At 71.8% G+C, this 15,509-nt stretch carries 15 protein-coding genes; 9 read left to right on the top strand and 6 right to left on the bottom strand.

The window, feature by feature from the left end; translation table 11 throughout:
- Positions 1–87: 87 nt before the first annotated feature.
- The gene (carB, locus tag C466_RS05330; protein WP_004598477.1) at positions 88–3,312 is read left to right on the top strand and encodes a carbamoyl-phosphate synthase large subunit; all 3,225 of its coding nucleotides are present in this window, start codon (positions 88–90) and stop codon (positions 3,310–3,312) included.
- A gap of 72 nt (positions 3,313–3,384) precedes the next feature.
- On the opposite strand, the gene C466_RS05325 is transcribed toward carB, so the two are convergent.
- On the bottom strand, positions 3,385–3,978 hold the full coding sequence (locus tag C466_RS05325) for a nitrous oxide reductase accessory protein NosL (protein WP_004599595.1): 594 nt from the start codon (positions 3,976–3,978) through the stop codon (positions 3,385–3,387).
- Positions 3,979–4,082: 104 nt separating this feature from the next.
- On the opposite strand from C466_RS05325, the gene C466_RS05320 reads away from it, so the two are divergent.
- The 3 genes from C466_RS05320 to C466_RS05310 are packed head-to-tail and all read left to right on the top strand — an operon-like array spanning position 4,083 to position 7,782.
- Positions 4,083–6,137: a NosD domain-containing protein gene (locus C466_RS05320; protein ID WP_004598475.1), complete on the top strand. Its 2,055-nt coding sequence runs from the start codon at positions 4,083–4,085 to the stop codon at positions 6,135–6,137.
- Positions 6,134–6,922, top strand: a complete 789-nt coding sequence (locus C466_RS05315; protein WP_004598474.1) for an ABC transporter ATP-binding protein — start codon at positions 6,134–6,136, stop codon at positions 6,920–6,922. The genes C466_RS05320 and C466_RS05315 overlap by 4 nt, the downstream gene beginning before the upstream one ends.
- The gene (locus tag C466_RS05310; protein WP_004598473.1) at positions 6,919–7,782 is read left to right on the top strand and encodes an ABC transporter permease subunit; all 864 of its coding nucleotides are present in this window, start codon (positions 6,919–6,921) and stop codon (positions 7,780–7,782) included. The genes C466_RS05315 and C466_RS05310 overlap by 4 nt, the downstream gene beginning before the upstream one ends.
- 47 nt (positions 7,783–7,829) lie before the next feature.
- On the opposite strand, the gene C466_RS05305 is transcribed toward C466_RS05310, so the two are convergent.
- Positions 7,830–8,183 carry a DUF7471 family protein gene (locus C466_RS05305; protein ID WP_004598472.1) on the bottom strand — a complete coding sequence of 118 codons (354 nt, stop codon included), beginning with the start codon at positions 8,181–8,183 and terminating at the stop codon, positions 7,830–7,832.
- A 111-nt stretch (positions 8,184–8,294) separates the two neighbouring features.
- On the opposite strand from C466_RS05305, the gene C466_RS05300 reads away from it, so the two are divergent.
- From C466_RS05300 to C466_RS05285, 4 genes are all read left to right on the top strand, one after another.
- Positions 8,295–8,807: a winged helix-turn-helix transcriptional regulator gene (locus C466_RS05300; RefSeq protein ID WP_004598471.1), complete on the top strand. Its 513-nt coding sequence runs from the start codon at positions 8,295–8,297 to the stop codon at positions 8,805–8,807.
- Positions 8,808–8,934: 127 nt separating this feature from the next.
- Complete coding sequence (locus C466_RS05295; protein WP_004598470.1) at positions 8,935–9,789, top strand: sulfite exporter TauE/SafE family protein; 855 nt, start codon at positions 8,935–8,937, stop codon at positions 9,787–9,789.
- A gap of 110 nt (positions 9,790–9,899) precedes the next feature.
- Positions 9,900–10,589: an SCO family protein gene (locus C466_RS05290; RefSeq protein WP_049897985.1), complete on the top strand. Its 690-nt coding sequence runs from the start codon at positions 9,900–9,902 to the stop codon at positions 10,587–10,589.
- 79 nt (positions 10,590–10,668) lie between these two features.
- Positions 10,669–11,313 (top strand): DJ-1/PfpI family protein, encoded by a 645-nt coding sequence (locus C466_RS05285; protein WP_004598468.1) that lies wholly within the window; start codon positions 10,669–10,671, stop codon positions 11,311–11,313.
- Between the two features lie 16 nt (positions 11,314–11,329).
- Here the strand turns inward: C466_RS05285 and C466_RS05280 are convergent, their stop codons facing one another.
- From C466_RS05280 to C466_RS05265, 4 genes are all read right to left on the bottom strand, one after another.
- Positions 11,330–11,806 (bottom strand): universal stress protein, encoded by a 477-nt coding sequence (locus C466_RS05280; protein WP_004598467.1) that lies wholly within the window; start codon positions 11,804–11,806, stop codon positions 11,330–11,332.
- Between the two features lie 100 nt (positions 11,807–11,906).
- Positions 11,907–12,275, bottom strand: coding sequence for a hypothetical protein (locus C466_RS05275; RefSeq protein WP_152418582.1), 369 nt, complete (start codon positions 12,273–12,275; stop codon positions 11,907–11,909).
- 58 nt (positions 12,276–12,333) lie between these two features.
- Entirely contained in the window at positions 12,334–13,386 is a 1,053-nt protein-coding gene (trmB, locus tag C466_RS05270; protein WP_004598465.1) for an HTH-type sugar sensing transcriptional regulator TrmB, read from the bottom strand.
- Positions 13,387–13,483: 97 nt separating this feature from the next.
- The gene (locus tag C466_RS05265; RefSeq protein ID WP_004598464.1) at positions 13,484–14,233 is read right to left on the bottom strand and encodes a proteasome assembly chaperone family protein; all 750 of its coding nucleotides are present in this window, start codon (positions 14,231–14,233) and stop codon (positions 13,484–13,486) included.
- 140 nt (positions 14,234–14,373) lie between these two features.
- On the opposite strand from C466_RS05265, the gene C466_RS05260 reads away from it, so the two are divergent.
- Complete coding sequence (locus C466_RS05260) at positions 14,374–15,465, top strand: mechanosensitive ion channel family protein (RefSeq protein WP_004598463.1); 1,092 nt, start codon at positions 14,374–14,376, stop codon at positions 15,463–15,465.
- Positions 15,466–15,509: the final 44 nt, after the last annotated feature.

Here is a 15,509-nt window from a genome sequence, read left to right as displayed (position 1 = left end):
CGTCGTGTCTTGCGAAAATCGCAAACTCACTGCGAGATTCGTACTCTACCGCCGGCCTTATTACGATGAGCGTATTCCGTCCGCGTAATGAGCGAGGACCGGACGATTCTACTTATCGGCAGCGGACCGATTCAGATCGGACAGGCGGCCGAGTTCGACTACTCCGGCGCACAGGCGTGTCGCGCCCTCCAGGAGGAGGGCGCCCGCGTCGTCCTGGTGAACTCGAACCCCGCGACGATCATGACCGACCCCGAGACGGCCGACCGGGTGTACATCGAGCCGATCACGCCCGAGGCCATCGCGGAGGTCATCCGCATCGAGGAGCCCGACGGCGTCATCGCCGGGCTCGGCGGCCAGACCGGGCTCAACGTCACCGCCGAGCTCGCCGAGGAGGGCATTCTGGAGGAACACGACGTCGAGGTGATGGGGACGCCGCTCGACACCATCTACGCGACGGAGGACCGCGACCTGTTCCGCCAGCGCATGGAGGGGCTCGGCCAGCCGGTGCCGAAGTCGACCACCATCTCGCTGGACGAGGACGAGTCGGTTACCGACTTCGACGAGGAGTACTTCCGCGAGCGCGTTCAGGACGCTGTCGACGCGGTCGGCGGGCTCCCGGTCATTGCGCGCACGACCTACACTCTCGGCGGCTCCGGCTCGGGCGTCGTCGACGACTTCGAGGAGCTCGTCGAGCGCGTCCGCAAGGGGCTCCGCCTCTCGCGCAACAGCGAGGTGCTGATCACCGAGTCCATCTCGGGCTGGGTCGAGCTGGAGTACGAGGTGATGCGGGACGCCGACGACTCCTGCATCATCATCTGTAACATGGAGAACATCGACCCGATGGGGATCCACACCGGCGAGTCGACGGTCGTCACCCCCTCGCAGGTCATCCCCGACGACGGCCACCAGGAGATGCGCGACGCGGCGCTCGAAGTGATCCGCGACCTCGGCATCCAGGGCGGCTGTAACATCCAGTTCGCGTGGCACGACGACGGCACCCCGGGCGGCGAGTACCGCGTCGTGGAAGTGAACCCCCGCGTCTCCCGCTCCTCCGCGCTCGCGTCGAAGGCGACCGGCTACCCGATCGCCCGCGTCACGGCGAAGGTCGCGCTCGGCAAGCGCCTCCACGAGATCGACAACGAGATCACGGGCGAGACGACCGCCGCCTTCGAGCCGGCGATCGACTACGTGGTGACGAAGGTGCCGCGCTGGCCCATCGACAAGTTCGACGACGTGGACTTCGAGCTCGGCACGGCGATGAAGTCCACCGGCGAGGCGATGTCGATCGGCCGGACGTTCGAGGAGAGCATGGTGAAGGCGCTCCGCTCCTCCGAGTACGACCCCGCGGTCGACTTCGACGAGGTCGGCGACGACGAGCTGGAGTCGGAGTACCTCGAACGGCCGAGCCCCGACCGCCCGTACGCGATGTTCGAGGCGTTCGACCGCGGCTACGCCGTCGACGACGTGATCGGACTCACCGGCATCCACCGCTGGTACGTCGAGCGCTTCGAGAAGATCGCCGACGGCACCGCCGCGGCCGCCGAGGGCGACTTCACCGAGGCCGCGATGGTCGGCCGCACCGACGCGGAAATCGCGGCGACCGCGACCGCGGGTGGCGTCGACGCCGACGTCGGCGAAGTCGAGGCGAGCGTCCCCGACCGCACTTATAAACAGGTAGACACCTGTGCGGGCGAGTTCGAAGCGTCCACGCCGTACTACTACTCCGCGCGCCTGCCGGAGTTCCTCCAAGGCGCCGACACCGCTGGCGCGGCGAACGAGGTCCGCGTCGACCCCGACGTCGAGAGCGTCGTGGTCGTCGGCGGCGGCCCGATCCGCATCGGGCAGGGCGTCGAGTTCGACTACTGCGCGGTCCACGCGGTGCGCGCGCTCCGCGAGCTCGGCATCGACGCGCACGTGATCAACAACAATCCCGAGACGGTGTCGACGGACTACGACACCTCCGACGGCCTGTTCTTCGAGCCCATCTCCGCGGAGGAGGTCGCCGACGTGATCGAGACGACCGGGGCCGACGGCGTGATGGTCCAGTTCGGCGGGCAGACCTCTGTCAACGTGGGCGAACCGCTCCAGGCTGAGATCGAGCGCCGCGGGTTGGACTGCGAGATTCTGGGGACGAGCGTCGAGGCGATGGACCTCGCCGAGGACCGCGACCGCTTCAACGTCCTGATGGACGAGCTGGGCGTCGCCCAGCCCGAGGGCGGCACCGCGACGAGCGAGGCGGAGGCGCTGGAGCTCGCCCACGAGATCGGCTACCCCGTCCTCGTGCGCCCCTCCTACGTGCTGGGCGGCCGCGCGATGCGGGTCGTCGAGGACGACGCGGAGCTCGAGGAGTACATCGAGGAGGCGGTCCGGGTCTCCCCCGACAAGCCGATCCTCGTCGACCAGTTCCTCGACGACGCGGTCGAACTGGACGTCGACGCCGTCGCGGACGGCGATGACGTCCTCCTCGGCGGCGTGATGGAGCACGTCGAGAGCGCGGGCGTCCACTCGGGCGACTCCGCGTGCATGATCCCGCCGCGGTCGCTGGGCGACGAGACGCTCGGTCGGGTCCGCGAGGTCACCGAGGACATCGCCCGCGCGCTCGACACTGTCGGGCTGCTCAACGTCCAACTGGCGGTGACGGGCGTCGAGAGCGAGGCGGACAGCGAGGTGTACGTGTTGGAGGCGAACCCGCGCTCCTCGCGCACCGTCCCGTTCGTCTCGAAGGCGACGGGCGTCCCCATCGCCAAGCTGGCGGCCAAGGTGATGACCGACGACCTGACGCTCGCGGACCTCGACGCCGACGAGCAGATCCCCGAACACCGCTCCGTGAAAGAGGTCGTCCTGCCGTTCGACCGCCTGCCGGGCTCGGACCCGCGGCTCGGCCCGGAGATGAAGTCCACCGGCGAGGTGATGGGCACGGCGACCTCCTTCGGCAAGGCGTACGACAAGGCGCAGGACTCCACCGGGAAGCCGATCCCCGAGTCCGGCACCGCCGTCGTCGACCTCTCGGCCGAGGAGTTCCCGGACCCGGGCAGCGAGGCGGGCGAGGCGCTCGTCGACGGGTACGCGGATCACTTCGAGCTGAGCGAGGCGACGGACCTCATCGAGGCGGCCAAGCGCGGCGAGCTCGACCTCATCGTCTCGCGGCAGCGCGACCTGCTGGAGGTCGCCGTCGAGGAGGAGATCACCTACTTCTCGACGCACGCCTCCGCGACGGCGGCGCTGGAGGCGCTCGACCACGCCGGCGACGACCTCGACGTGATGGCGGTCTCCGACCGCCCGAAGCGCGTCGAGCAGTGGGGCGGCGAGTAGTCGGCTCGCGTCGCGAAGACGGTCGGACCGAGCCGTCTGTTTAAATATTCTCGCCGCCGGTCGGCGTCTTATTTATAAGGCTTCGAGCGTCGACCGCTCCACCTCGGTCGCGGGCATCGCCTCGCCGCCGTACTCCGCGACGAACTCGTCGACGTCTCCGTCGTCGCTGAACGGGATCAGGTCCGGCCCCATCGCGCCGATCACCTCGCTGCGCGCGACGACCGTGAGGGCCGTCTCGCGGGCGAACGCCTCGCTTTCGACGTGCGAGGAGAACATCGTGTCGCCGCCCTCCTCGAACACCTCCTGGTCGACCGCCGAGTAGTCGGTGAGGAAGGTCGCGAGCGGCGTCCGTCCCGCGTCCTCGGCGTCGAACCGGTAGGTGTACGTACAGGTGGCGCTACAGAACTGGGCCGGGCGGCCGCCCTCCGGCTCGTCGTCCTCGAAGTGGACCTGCCCGACCGTCCCGGGATGGTCGGCGACGATCATCCCGCACTGGTCGCAGGCCTGGTCGTCGTCGATCGACACCGGGGCGATCGAGTTCGATTCCCCGCCGGCGCAGCCGGCGACGGCCGCGGTACCGGCGGCGGCGATTCCGGCGAGCAGGCGTCGCCGCGGGACGCTTTCCGAGCGGGAGTGCGCGGGCATCGAGGGGTCGTCTCTCGTCATAGTCGAATTTGGATTACTGGCCTCTTATCCCCTCTGGACGCGTTCAAAGGCACGTTCGAGGAACGAACCAGACGCCCTAAGTCGCCGCCGATCGAAGCGGACGCGTGGCAGTTTTCGACCCCGATACCGCCCGGTCGCGTCGCATCCGGCTCGCGGCCGCCGGTCTGGTCGCGCTCGCCGCGGTCGCGACCGCCGGCGCGTTCGCCGCGGACCCGAGCGAGTCGGTCCCCGAACCGGTGCGGTTCGACGACGCGGTCGAGCTGGGGCTCTCCTCGGAGACGGACGCGCTGATGGCCGGGGACGCGACCCTTCCGCGGGTCCAGGTGTTCTACTCGCAGCTCCAGTACGTCGTCGGCTACAACGGGATCGCCTCGTTCGTCGACTCGCGGCGGGACGGGCGGACGGAGCGCCAGTTCGGCTACCCGCTCGTCGCGTACGTCGAGACGTTCGACCACAGGGACCCGGGCACGACCGAGTCGGGGCTGTTCTCCGCGACCGGCGCGGGCGGGTGGACGCCGGTCGGTGAGGCCCGGTACGTCGTCGGAAGCGACGCTCAGGGGCCCTCCGGCGAGGTCGTCGTTCCATTCCGGGACCGGGAGGCTGCGGCGGCGTTCGCGGCCGACCACGGCGGATCGGTCGTCGGCTGGGAGGCGGTCAGGACCCGGTCGTTCGACGTCGACTCCGCGGCGACCGTGCGTTCGCTCGCGCCGGAGCGCTGGCGCACGGCGACCGAGCGGCTCGCGGCGGCGGAGCGGCGCGCGGACCGACCGGTCTCCGTCGTCGTCGGCGAGGACGCCCCCACCATCGACGCCGCGGTCGCGGCCGCGCCGCCGAACACGACGGTCCGCGTCCCGCCGGGGACGTACGAGGAGACCGTGACGGTGAACCGGTCCGTGACGATCGCCGGCGCGGGCGCCGGCGGCGAGCGGGGCGACGCCGGCGCGACCCGCGTCGTCGGCAACGGGACCGGGTCGGTGATCACCGTCCGCGCGCCCGACGTGGCGCTCACGGGGATGCGGATCGCGGGCACGGGGGACCGCACCCGCGACCCGGACGCGGCCCGCGAGTCCCGCGACCCGGAGGGCGGGACGTGGGACACGAACATCCAGCTCGGCTACGGCCACGGCGACGCCGGGGTCAAGGCGGTCGGCGCGCCCGGGCTCGTCGTCGACGACGTCGCCGTCGACACGGACGCGAGCGGTCTGTTGCTGCGGGAGGGGTCGCACGCGACCGCGAGCGGGCTCGTCGTCGAGGGGACCGACGAGTGGCAGGACGGGTTCATGGGCGTCACCGGGATGGAGTCGCGCGTCACCGTCACCGACAGCCGGTTCGAGGGCGGCCGGGACGGGATCTACCTCCACCGCGCGGACGGCTCGATCGTCCGGAACTCGACGTTCGTCGACAACCGGTACGGGACGCACCTCATGTACACCGGCGACGCGCTGGTCGCGGACAACGCCTTCCGGAACGAGCTGTTCGCCGGGATCACCGTGATGACGCGGCCGGCCGGGAACGCGATCGTCGGCAACGACGTCCGCAACTCCAGCGCCGGGATCCAAGCGTCGGGCACGCGGACCTATATCGGCTACAACACGCTGGTCGGGAACGAGCTCGGCTTCTCCACGAGCGCCCGCGGGTCGCTGTACGAACACAACGTCGTCGTCGACAACGAACTCGGGGCGCGCGCGACGACCGTCGTGCCGTCGAGCCGGATCGTCGCGAACGACTTCGTCGGGAACGACGACCACGCCGACGCCGGGGCCGGCGCCCTGCGCGTGTGGGCCGACGGCGACCGCGGGAACTACTGGGAGGGCGCGAACGTCGGCCCGCGCGCGGCCGGCGACCGGGCGTACCGGCCGACCTCGCCGGTCGACGGCGCGCTCCACCGACATCCGAGCGCGGTCGCGGTCCGCGAGTCGCCCGCGGCGCGGCTGCTCGACCGGCTCCGCGGGACCGTCCCCGGCGCGCGCTCCGGGAGCATCATGGACCCCGTACCCGCGGCTACGCCGTACCACCCCGACCGGATCGACGCGGTCACGGGGGTGAACGCCGACGACGGACCGGTTCGGGGCGACTGGCGGTCCGCGCACGGGGCCGCCGGAAACGCGAGCGTGACGCCTTCGGTACGACCGACTGGGACCGCGGAGGGATCGGCGTGAGCGACCGCGCGCTCGCCGCGATCGACGGCGTCACGCGCGCGTACGGTGGTGTCCCGGTCCTCGACGAGGTGTCGCTGTCGGTCGGAACGGGCGTCACCGCCGTCGTCGGCCCCAACGGCTCCGGCAAGTCGACGCTGCTCGGCGTCCTCGCGGGGGCGGTCGAGCCCACCGAGGGAACCGTCAGTTATCCCGACGGCGCCCCCCGCGAGGGGGGCGAAAAGCGCGTCGGCTACCTCCCGCAGCAGGTCCCGTTCCGCGACGGGTTCACCGCGCGCGAGACGCTCGGGTTCTACGCGGCGCTCGTCGACGGGGACGCGGACGCCGCGCTGGCGGCGGTCGGACTCTCCGACGCGGCCGACAAGCGCGTCGAGGCGCTCTCCGGCGGGATGCGGCGGCTGCTCGGGATCGCGCAGGCGACGCTCGGCGACCCGGCCGTCGTCGTCCTCGACGAGCCGACCAGCGGGCTCGACCCCGAGATGCGCGAGCGGGCCTTCCGCGCGGCGGCCCGCGCGGGCGACGACGCCGCGGTCGTCGTCAGCTCGCACGACCTCGAACTGGTCGACGCGCACGCGGACGCCGTCGTCGTCCTCCGCCGCGGACGGGTCGCCGCGGCGGGGCCCCGCGAACGGCTCCTCGACGAGCACGAGGTCGACGATGTGGACGGACTGTACCGCGCCGTCGCGAGCGGCTCGGCCGACCGGCCGACGACCCCCGACGGCGAGAGCGACGCCGGCGGTGAGACCGACGACGAGTCGGTTCACGTCGTGGGGGTGTCCGACCGATGAGCGCCCCGTTCGACGGCGTCTGGCTCGTGTTCCGTCGCGAGCTGGTCACGGTGCGGCGGACTCCCGGCTACGCCGTCCTCGCGCTCGGGCTGCTCGTCGTGCTCGGCGGGCTCGTCGCGGTCGGCGGCGGCGGCGCGACCGGGTTCGTGCCCGCGGTCGTCGACCTGCTCTTACCGACCGAGGTGCTGGTCCCGCTGCTCGCGGTCGTGCTGGGGTACCGCGCGCTGTTCGCCGACGCCTCGAGCGGCGAGCTCGCCGTGATCCGGACCTATCCCGTGAGCGCGGCCGAGTACGTCTTCGGCGTGCTGCTGGCCCGGACGGTCGCGCTCGTCGCCCTCGTCGGCGGACCGTTCGCGCTCGTCGGCGCGTACGTCTGGCTCACCGCCGCCCCGGACACGGGTATCTTCGCGACGCACGCCGGCGTCGACTCGCCGGTGCTTTTCGTCCGCTTCGTCGCGCTCGTCGTCCCGTTCGGCGCGGCGTACCTCTCGCTGTCGGCGGCGGTGTCCACGATCGCGACGAGCCGGCGGAGCGCGGTCGCGCTCGGCGTGCTCGCGCTGCTCGCCGGGGTCCTCGGCGGCGACCTCGCGGTGCTCCGGTCGCTGTCGGCGGGGGCGTCGCCGAGCGGGATCGCGGAGTCCATCGCCTTCACCCCCAACGGGGCGTTCAGGGGGCTCGTCTTCGAACACGTGATCGGGGTCGCCTTCGCGCCGGAGGGCGGCTTCGTGGACACCGGCCGCGCCGTGGCCTCGCTCGTCGGCTGGAGCGTCCTCGGGGTCGTCGCGGCGGTCGCGGCGGTCGCCTTCGAGTCGCGCGTCGACGTCGCCGTCGAGCGCCTCCGCGGGAGGCTCGGTCGGTAGGCGCATCGGCGACAGCGGCGCTCGCTCGGTCCGAGACGGTGCCCGACTCAGTCCGAGGCGGATTCGTCGCCGACGGACCCGGGCGCGTGGGCGTACACGGCGTAGAGGACGAGCGCGGCGATGAGGAAGTCCAGACTGTGCGCGATGAGGTGGTGGGCCGGCATCGGGACGACGCCGAGGACCGTGCCGGCGCCCACGACCGACCGGGCGAGGAGCGCGCCGACGGCGAGGGCGATCAGTCGGTACTGCGCCCGTCGACGGCGACGGTACGCGGCGAGGCTGACGGCGAAGAGGAGGGTCGTTCCGAGCCCGGCGACGATCACGACCGCCAAGATGGGGAGCGACCCCTCTACCGACCACCCCGCGAGTGCCGGTACCGACCCCGAGAGCGACTGCGCCACGCCGGCCCTTGGGACGCGACCGATAAGAAGCCGTTCCCCCGCGACGTTCCCAGACGAGGAGACCGCGCGGGCGCCTTTTATTCCGCGCGAGGGTAGGACGGACAGCCACGAATGTCGGACACCAGATCCCGGATCCGACGCCACGTCCGCGACACCCCCGGCGTCCACTTCAACCGGATCGGCCGCGACCTCGACATCGCGACCGGGCAGGCGCAGTACCACCTCCGGCGACTCGTCCGCGACGGCGAGCTGGCGGTCGAGCGGATCGGCGGGCGCGCCCACTACTTCGATCCGGCCGTCGACGCGTGGGACCGCCGGACCCTCGCGTTCCTCAGGCGCGAGACGGCGCGCGAGATCGTCGTCCGCCTCCACGCGGACGGCCAGACTCGCCCGGCGGCGCTCGCGGACGACCTCGACCTCGCGAAGAGCACGGTGTCGTGGCACGTCTCGACGCTCGCCGACCACGGGATCGTCGAGAAGTCGCCCGACAGACCGATGACCGTCTCGCTGGCCCGTCCGGAGCGGACGGCCGCGCTCCTCGACGAGGTGTCGCCGTCGCTGCCCGACCGGCTCGTCGACCGCTTCGTCCGCACGGTCGACTCGCTCTTCGACGCCGAGGAGTGACGGCGTCGACGCCGCTTGGGAGGCGGGCCGTCTCGGCACCGTCACGGGCTGGCCCCGCCCGGAACCGGTCTCGTCCGTTCGCCGATCGCACCAGATCGGTTAGCGGCCTCCGGGCCGTTTCGCCGATATGCACGTTGTCAGCGCCGCGGCGCTCCGTCCGCTCCTCGCCGCCGCCGACCCGGCGACCTGCGAGCCGAGCGGCTCCCTCTACGCGACCGACTCGCTGGGCCTCGGCGTCTTCCTCCTCGTCGGCCTGCTCGGCGGCGCCCACTGTCTCGGCATGTGCGGGCCGCTCGTCACCACCTACGCCGACCGGATGCGGTCCGAGGAGCCCGGGAGAAGCGGCGGTCGAGACGACCTCACCGTGCGCCAGGTCCGCCAGCACGCGCTGTTCAACCTCGGCCGGGCGACGAGCTACGCGGTCCTCGGGGGCCTCTTCGGGCTCGCCGGGAGCGTCGCGTTCGTCACGGGACGGACGGTCACGACGCTCGCCGACGACGTCCACGCGCTCACCGGGATCGCCGTCGGCGGAATGATCGTCGCCGTCGGCGTTCGCTACGCGCTCCGACTCGAGTTCGAGTCCGTCCCGATACCGGGGTTCGACCGGGCGGCGGCGGCGGTGAGCGACCGGATCGTCGCCCGCGTCGACGCGTGGGTCGGCGACTGGCGCATCCTCGGACTGGGTGCGGCCCACGGGTTCCTCCCGTGTCCGCTCCTTTATCCCGCGTTCCTGTACGCGTTCGTTCAGGGGAGCGCGGTCGGGGGCGCCGTGTCGCTCGGCGTCCTCGGCCTCGGGACGGTGCCGGCGATGCTACTGTTCGGAACGGCCTTCCAGTCGATGCGCCTCGAAACGCGGCTCCGGTTCCACCGCGTCCTCGGGGTCGCGTTCGTCGCGCTCGGGTACGTCCCCCTCCAGCACGGGCTCGCGACGCTCGGCGTCCCGCTGCCGCATCCGCCGATCCCGTACTACGCGCCGCTTTGAGGGGCGAGCCGCCGAACCGGGTCGCCACCCGCCCGACCTCGCGGGCCGCGTCGCGCCCGTTCGTCGATCGCACCAGACGCGTTATGCGCCGCTCGCTCCATCGGTCGAACATGAAGCGCCGAACGCTGCTCGCCGGCGTCGGGACGGCCGCCGCCGGCTCAGTCGCGGGCTGTACCTCTCGCCTGTTCGGCGGGAGTCCGGACGGCGTCGCGCTCGATCCGCAGGAGGACCAGATCGCGGACAGCGAGGACCTCGCGTACCCCGCGTACGGGCAATCGCTCCCGTCGTTCGAACTCCCGGCCCCGCTCGCGGACGAGACGTTCGACAGCGACGAACTCGACCGGACTGCCCTCGTGACCGGCGTGTTCACCTTCTGTCCCGCGGAGTGCTCGATCCTGCTGCGGCAGTGGGTGACGGTCCAGCGCCGCGTCGCTGACGCGGGACTGACCGACGACGTGTACTTCCTCCCGATCACGTTCGATCCGGAGCGCGACGACGCGGCCGCGCTGCGCGACAACGCCGAGTCGATCGGCGCCGACCTCGACGCCGGCAACTGGCTCTACCTCCGTCCAGAGACGCCCGAACGCGCCAAGGCCGTGGTCGAAGAGGAGCTGGGGATCGGGTTCGAGCGGACCACCGACAGCGACCGCCTCCCCGGATACGACTTCACCCACCTCGTGGTGACGCTGCTCGTCAACCCCGACGGCGTGGTCGAGCGCGCGTACCGCGGCGAGCGGCTCGACCCGGAGCGGGTCGCGAGCGACATCGAGCGGGTCGCGGCCGCCTTCGACGACGAGTGACCGGGTCGGCGTCGGCCGCGCCGCGTCACGTCGCTGAAGGAGGGGAACGCACAAGCCGTCCGCCGCCCTCCCGAGCGGTATGAACGTCGACGTGCTGCTGTACGACGGGTTCGACGAGCTCGACGGGGTCGGCCCGTACGAGGTGTTCGACTACGCGCTCGGCTACGCGGCCGAGCGCGACGACGGCGAGGAAGAGTCGGCGAGCGCGGGCCGCGTCCGGTACGTCACGCTCGACGAGCGCGATCGGGTGACCGCGAGCCACGGGACCCGCGTGGGCGTGGACGGGAGCCTTCCCGATCCGGACGCCGACGACGCGCCCGACCTGCTGGTCGTCCCCGGCGGCGGCTGGAGCGCGCGCGACGAGGACGCGAGCGCGTGGGCCGAGGCGCGGAAGGGAGACGTGCCGCGCGCGCTCGCGGCGCACCACGAGGCCGGCACGCGGATCGCCTCGGTGTGTACCGGGTCGATGCTGCTCGCGGAGGCGGGGGTCACCGACGGCCGCCGGGCGGTCACGCACGCCTCGGCGATCGAGGAGCTCCGGGAGTCGGGCGCCGAGGTCGTCGACGCGCGCGTCGTCGACGACGGCGACCTCCTCTCCGCGGGCGGGGTCACCTCCGGGATCGACCTCGCGTTATACATCGTCGAGCGCGAGTTCGGCGAGGCGGTCGCCGACCGGGTGGCGACCGTCATCGAGTACGAGCGGCGGTACGAGGTCGCGGAGTGATCCGAGCGGGACGCGCTCAGTCGTCGCCGTCGTTCGGGAGGGGAACGTCGCCCTCGTCGCCGCCGTCCGCCTCGTCGCCCGTAGTCTCGCCGTCGGCGCCGACGGTGACCACGGTGCAGTCGAGCTCGCCGCGGAGGAACGAGTCGATGTCCGGGTCGGAGAGCAGCTTCTGGACCATCCGCCGCCACCGGCCGGCCTGCTTCGAGCCGATGACGACGACGTCGGCGCCCTCGGCGACGATCTCTTCGAGGATCGTCTCCTCGACGAGGAAGCCGCGGCGGACGACGTAGCGCGCGCGGTCGACCCGGCCGATCCGCTCTTCGACCGCGCGCTTGAGGTCGCTGCGCGAGACGCCCCCCGAGCGCTGGTATAAGTCGACGTGGAGGACCGTGAGGTCGGCGCCGCGCTCCTCGGCGATGCGAGCCGCCTCTCGGAGCGTCGCCGCCGAGTGCGACGAGGGGGGAAATCGGACCGGAACCACGACGAGCGTCATGTCAGTCCGGTGGGACCCCCGGCGTAAATACGCTGTCGGTGTGGCTGGCCCTCGCGAGCGCGACACGCACGGCGGGCGATTCGGGGACGGAGCCCGGCCCCTACGACCCGTTTTCCCCGTCTCCGGGTGAGACGACCTCGTCGTCGCCTCTCGGGGCTTCGATCCGAACGGGGTGGCGCGTGTGTCGCGCGTGGGTCCGCGCCCAGCGCCGCGCGGGCCGCTCCGCGAGGAACCGCTCGCCGTCGGGACAGCGGTCGCACCGGGCGACCCACGGGGTCACGCCGTCCGGGTAGTGACCGGTGTGGCGCTCGTGGTCGAGCGCGAACTGCTCGATCGCGTGGCTCCCCGGGTCGAGGTCGTCGACCTCGCGGTCGAGCTCCCACTCCCGGCCGCACCGCTCGCACGAGACGGTCGGTACCTCGCGGTCGTCCTCGGAGAACGCGTCGTCGGAAAACGGGTCGTCGGTCACGGAGTCGCTTTGGGCCGCGCGCACTTGAACGGCGACCTCCGGGGGCCCGGACCTCGCCTCACAGCGCGGGCGGCTCGTCCCGGCCGATGACGATCTCCTGGCCCTCGATGTCCTCCAAGGCGGCGACCCGGCCGCCGATCTCGACCCGGCCGTTCTCGGTCTCGACGACGAGCGAGGCCACCTCCTCCGTGTCGACGAACGCGACGTCGACCACCTTCCCGCGGACCGTCACCTCCTCGCCGGTCTCGATGTCCCGCCCCTCGACGCTCGCGTAGAACTCCTCGTCGCCGAACTCGCGGACATCCTTCACCGCGCGGCGGATCGAGGCGTAGCGGCGCGGGAAGGGACGTTCCTCCCCGTCGGCGGCGAGCGTCTCGGCGGTCGTCCACAGGACCGTCCCGAAGAAGCCGGAGACGAGGAAGCCGAGCGCGGAGCGGTTGAAGATGACGCCGTAGCGCTCGCGGTCGTCACGCAGCGCGTCCTGCGTGGCGTACACGGAGTACTCGCCGTCGCCGACCGCGAGGACCGGCGTGGTGATCCCCCGGCGGGCGCGTGCGATGGTCGCGACCTCCAGGTAGTCGAACTCCGTCGGGTCGGGGGCGTTCGACGCGGGCGTGACCAGCAGTTCGACGCTGACGCCCGCCGCGACCTTCGCGGCGAGTTCGTCGCGGAACCGCCGGAGGAGGCCGGGCGTGAGCGACAGGGCGAGCTCGTACTCCGCGTTCTCGATCACCTCTTCGAGGTACCGGAGGATCGTCGAGCGCGACTTCACGAGCGACACCGCCTCGGTCTCGCGAGTCGGCGCGGTGTAGCGCGCCTCCAGCTCGTCGACCATCTCCGCGAACGACGAGCGCAAGTCGCCGAAGGCGTCGTCGGGGTCGACCGCGACGATCTTCATCGGCCGCGACTCGCGGAGCTCGACGAGCCCGCGGTCCGAGAGGCTCCGCACGGTGTCGTACACCCGCGGCTGCGGGATGTCGGTCCGGTCGGCGATGTCGCTCGCCGTCAGTTCCCCGTGCTCCAGCACCGCGAGGTACGCGTCGATCTCGTACTCGCCGAGGTTGAACCGGTCCCCGACGCGGTCGAGGGTGTCGCGGAGATCGTCTGTCATGGTCCGATGAAGGGGGGCGGGGATTATAGCTTTTTACTATGAGCCGAGTTGTACGCGTTTTCGGAGCGTGGTCCTCGCCCCGCCGACGGCCGACCGGTCACATGTACATTCGGTCGTAGCTCCCCTCCGGCTCCCGCTCTTCGATCCGCTCGGCGAGGTCCTCGTAGCGCCGTCGGATCTCCTCCGCGAACGCCTCCAGGGGGGCCGCGTCCACGCCGAGGTCGTAGGTCGCGTTCGCCGTGTCGACGAGCCGCACCGCGGCGTCGACGTCGGGCGCCTGGGCGTGGACCGGCGTGACGAGCACCCCGACGCCGAGCGGGGAGTCGATCCCGCGTTCGAGCAGGCCGGCGTTCGCCCCGTCGAGGAAGCCGGACTCCATCGCGGGGACGTCCGGGCCGTCGTCGAGGCGGGCGGCGCGGTAGTCCTCGGTGGCGACGTGGAAGGTGCGGTGGGCGTCGGGACCGTGCGCCACGGGAACACCCGCCAACACCGCGATCTCGTCGACCTCGTTCGCCTCCGTCCAGTCGAGGAGGGCGTCCGCGAGCAGCTCGCCGAGGAACGGCGGGACGAACTGCTCGGCGACCAGGACGGTGATGTCGCGGTCCGAGTCGGTGTAGAGCCGGATCGGGTGCCGCGGCGTCCCCTTCGTGAACGGCGTGATCGACGGGGCGCCGTCGATCCGGACGTGGCCGGTCTCCTCGAGGTCGAGGTCGTCGACGAGGTAGTCGACGGCGGTCAGCCCGGCGAGCCCGAACGAGGAGAAGCCGGCTATCAGGGTTCCGCCCGGCTCGGTGTCGTGTTCGACGCTGAACCTCGGTGTCGTCGGATCCGCGGGCGGTCGAGACATACCTCCCGTTCGCTCAGCCGGGCCATAGTGGTTGCCCCGCGGCTCGCGCTCGGGGCGCCGTCGATCGCTGTGCCCGCGCTCTCGCGGCCGCGACCGGCACGGGGAGAAACGCTTTTTCGGATGGCCGACCGCGAGTTCCCATGGTCTTCCCGGAGGGGACGCCGATCGCGGGAGTCGTCTCGCGGCTCGCCGGCCTCGGCTCTCGCCTCGCAGATCTTCCGGGAGCCGGCGTTCTGACGGTCATCGCGTCGGTCGCGGTCGGCGTCGCCGTCGCCAACTTCGTCGTCCGACTGATCGGCCGGCCGGTCGCGCGCCGCGTGTCGCGACAGAGCGTCGCGCAGACGATCGTTCGCGGGGTCCGGGTGGGGACGATCGGCGTCGCGCTGTTCATCGGTCTCAGCGCGGCCGGGTTCCAGTTCTCGGACCTCCTCCTCGGGACGGCGGTGTTCTCGGCGGTCATCGGTATCGTCCTCGCCCCGCTCGTCGGGAACTTCATCAACGGCGTGTTCATCCTCGCCGACCAGCCGTTCGAGATCGGCGACATGATCGAGCTGGAGGACGGGACGGCGGGGTTCGTCGAGGACATCACGATCCGGTACACGAAGATATTCACCCTCGATAACACCTTCCTCGTGGTGCCGAACGGGACGATGCGCGAGCGCGACGTCACGAACCTCTCGGCCGAGGACGAGCGCACCCGGCGGTCGATCGACGTCCTCGTCACCTACGAGAGCGACATCCCGGAGGCGCGCCGCCGCATCGAGCGCGCGGCGCGCGACTGCGAGGCCGTCATCGACGGCGGCCCCGACATCCGCATCGGCGTGGCGCGGTACATGGCGGGCCCCGACTGTCGGCTCCACGAGTTCGGCGACAACGGGATCCTCCTGCGGCTCCGCTACTGGGTGAAGAAGCCGTACAAGCTGGCGAAGGTCCAGTCGGACGTGAACACGAACATCCGCCAGCGGCTCGGGGATCCGGAGGCGAACGTCACGATGGCGTACCCGCACCGGCACCTCGTCTTCGACGACACCTCCGGCGTCGCGCGCGTCGAGTCCGGGTCCGGGACGCCGAACGGCGTCGACCCCGACGCGCCCGCGGCCGCCGCCCCGGACCTCAGCGACGACGCCGCCACGGACGCGGACCGACCCGGAAGCGACGCTTCCGCGTCGTCGAGCGGCGCCGGCACCCGACGCGACCGGGACGATCGGGGCAGTGGCGCGGCGGAACAGTGACCGGATCGGAAGCCTGATAGAGCGCCACCGGCGTTTGTACGGCA

The sequence above is a fragment of the Halorubrum distributum JCM 10118 genome, from assembly GCF_000337335.1.
Lineage (GTDB): Archaea > Halobacteriota > Halobacteria > Halobacteriales > Haloferacaceae > Halorubrum > Halorubrum distributum.
Note: the sequence above shows the minus strand (reverse complement) of the source record. Positions and strands in the feature narration are given on the sequence as shown.

Coding starts and splice junctions, on each gene's coding strand:
- C466_RS05265 (WP_004598464.1), bottom strand. CDS start 14,233: ATGTCTCGACCGCCCGCGGATCCGACGACACCGAGGTTCAGCGTCGAA.
- C466_RS05290 (WP_049897985.1), top strand. CDS start 9,900: ATGAAGCGCCGAACGCTGCTCGCCGGCGTCGGGACGGCCGCCGCCGGC.
- C466_RS05260 (WP_004598463.1), top strand. CDS start 14,374: ATGGTCTTCCCGGAGGGGACGCCGATCGCGGGAGTCGTCTCGCGGCTC.
- C466_RS05285 (WP_004598468.1), top strand. CDS start 10,669: ATGAACGTCGACGTGCTGCTGTACGACGGGTTCGACGAGCTCGACGGG.
- C466_RS05310 (WP_004598473.1), top strand. CDS start 6,919: ATGAGCGCCCCGTTCGACGGCGTCTGGCTCGTGTTCCGTCGCGAGCTG.
- C466_RS05295 (WP_004598470.1), top strand. CDS start 8,935: ATGCACGTTGTCAGCGCCGCGGCGCTCCGTCCGCTCCTCGCCGCCGCC.
- C466_RS05300 (WP_004598471.1), top strand. CDS start 8,295: ATGTCGGACACCAGATCCCGGATCCGACGCCACGTCCGCGACACCCCC.
- C466_RS05280 (WP_004598467.1), bottom strand. CDS start 11,806: ATGACGCTCGTCGTGGTTCCGGTCCGATTTCCCCCCTCGTCGCACTCG.
- trmB (WP_004598465.1), bottom strand. CDS start 13,386: ATGACAGACGATCTCCGCGACACCCTCGACCGCGTCGGGGACCGGTTC.
- carB (WP_004598477.1), top strand. CDS start 88: ATGAGCGAGGACCGGACGATTCTACTTATCGGCAGCGGACCGATTCAG.
- C466_RS05325 (WP_004599595.1), bottom strand. CDS start 3,978: ATGACGAGAGACGACCCCTCGATGCCCGCGCACTCCCGCTCGGAAAGC.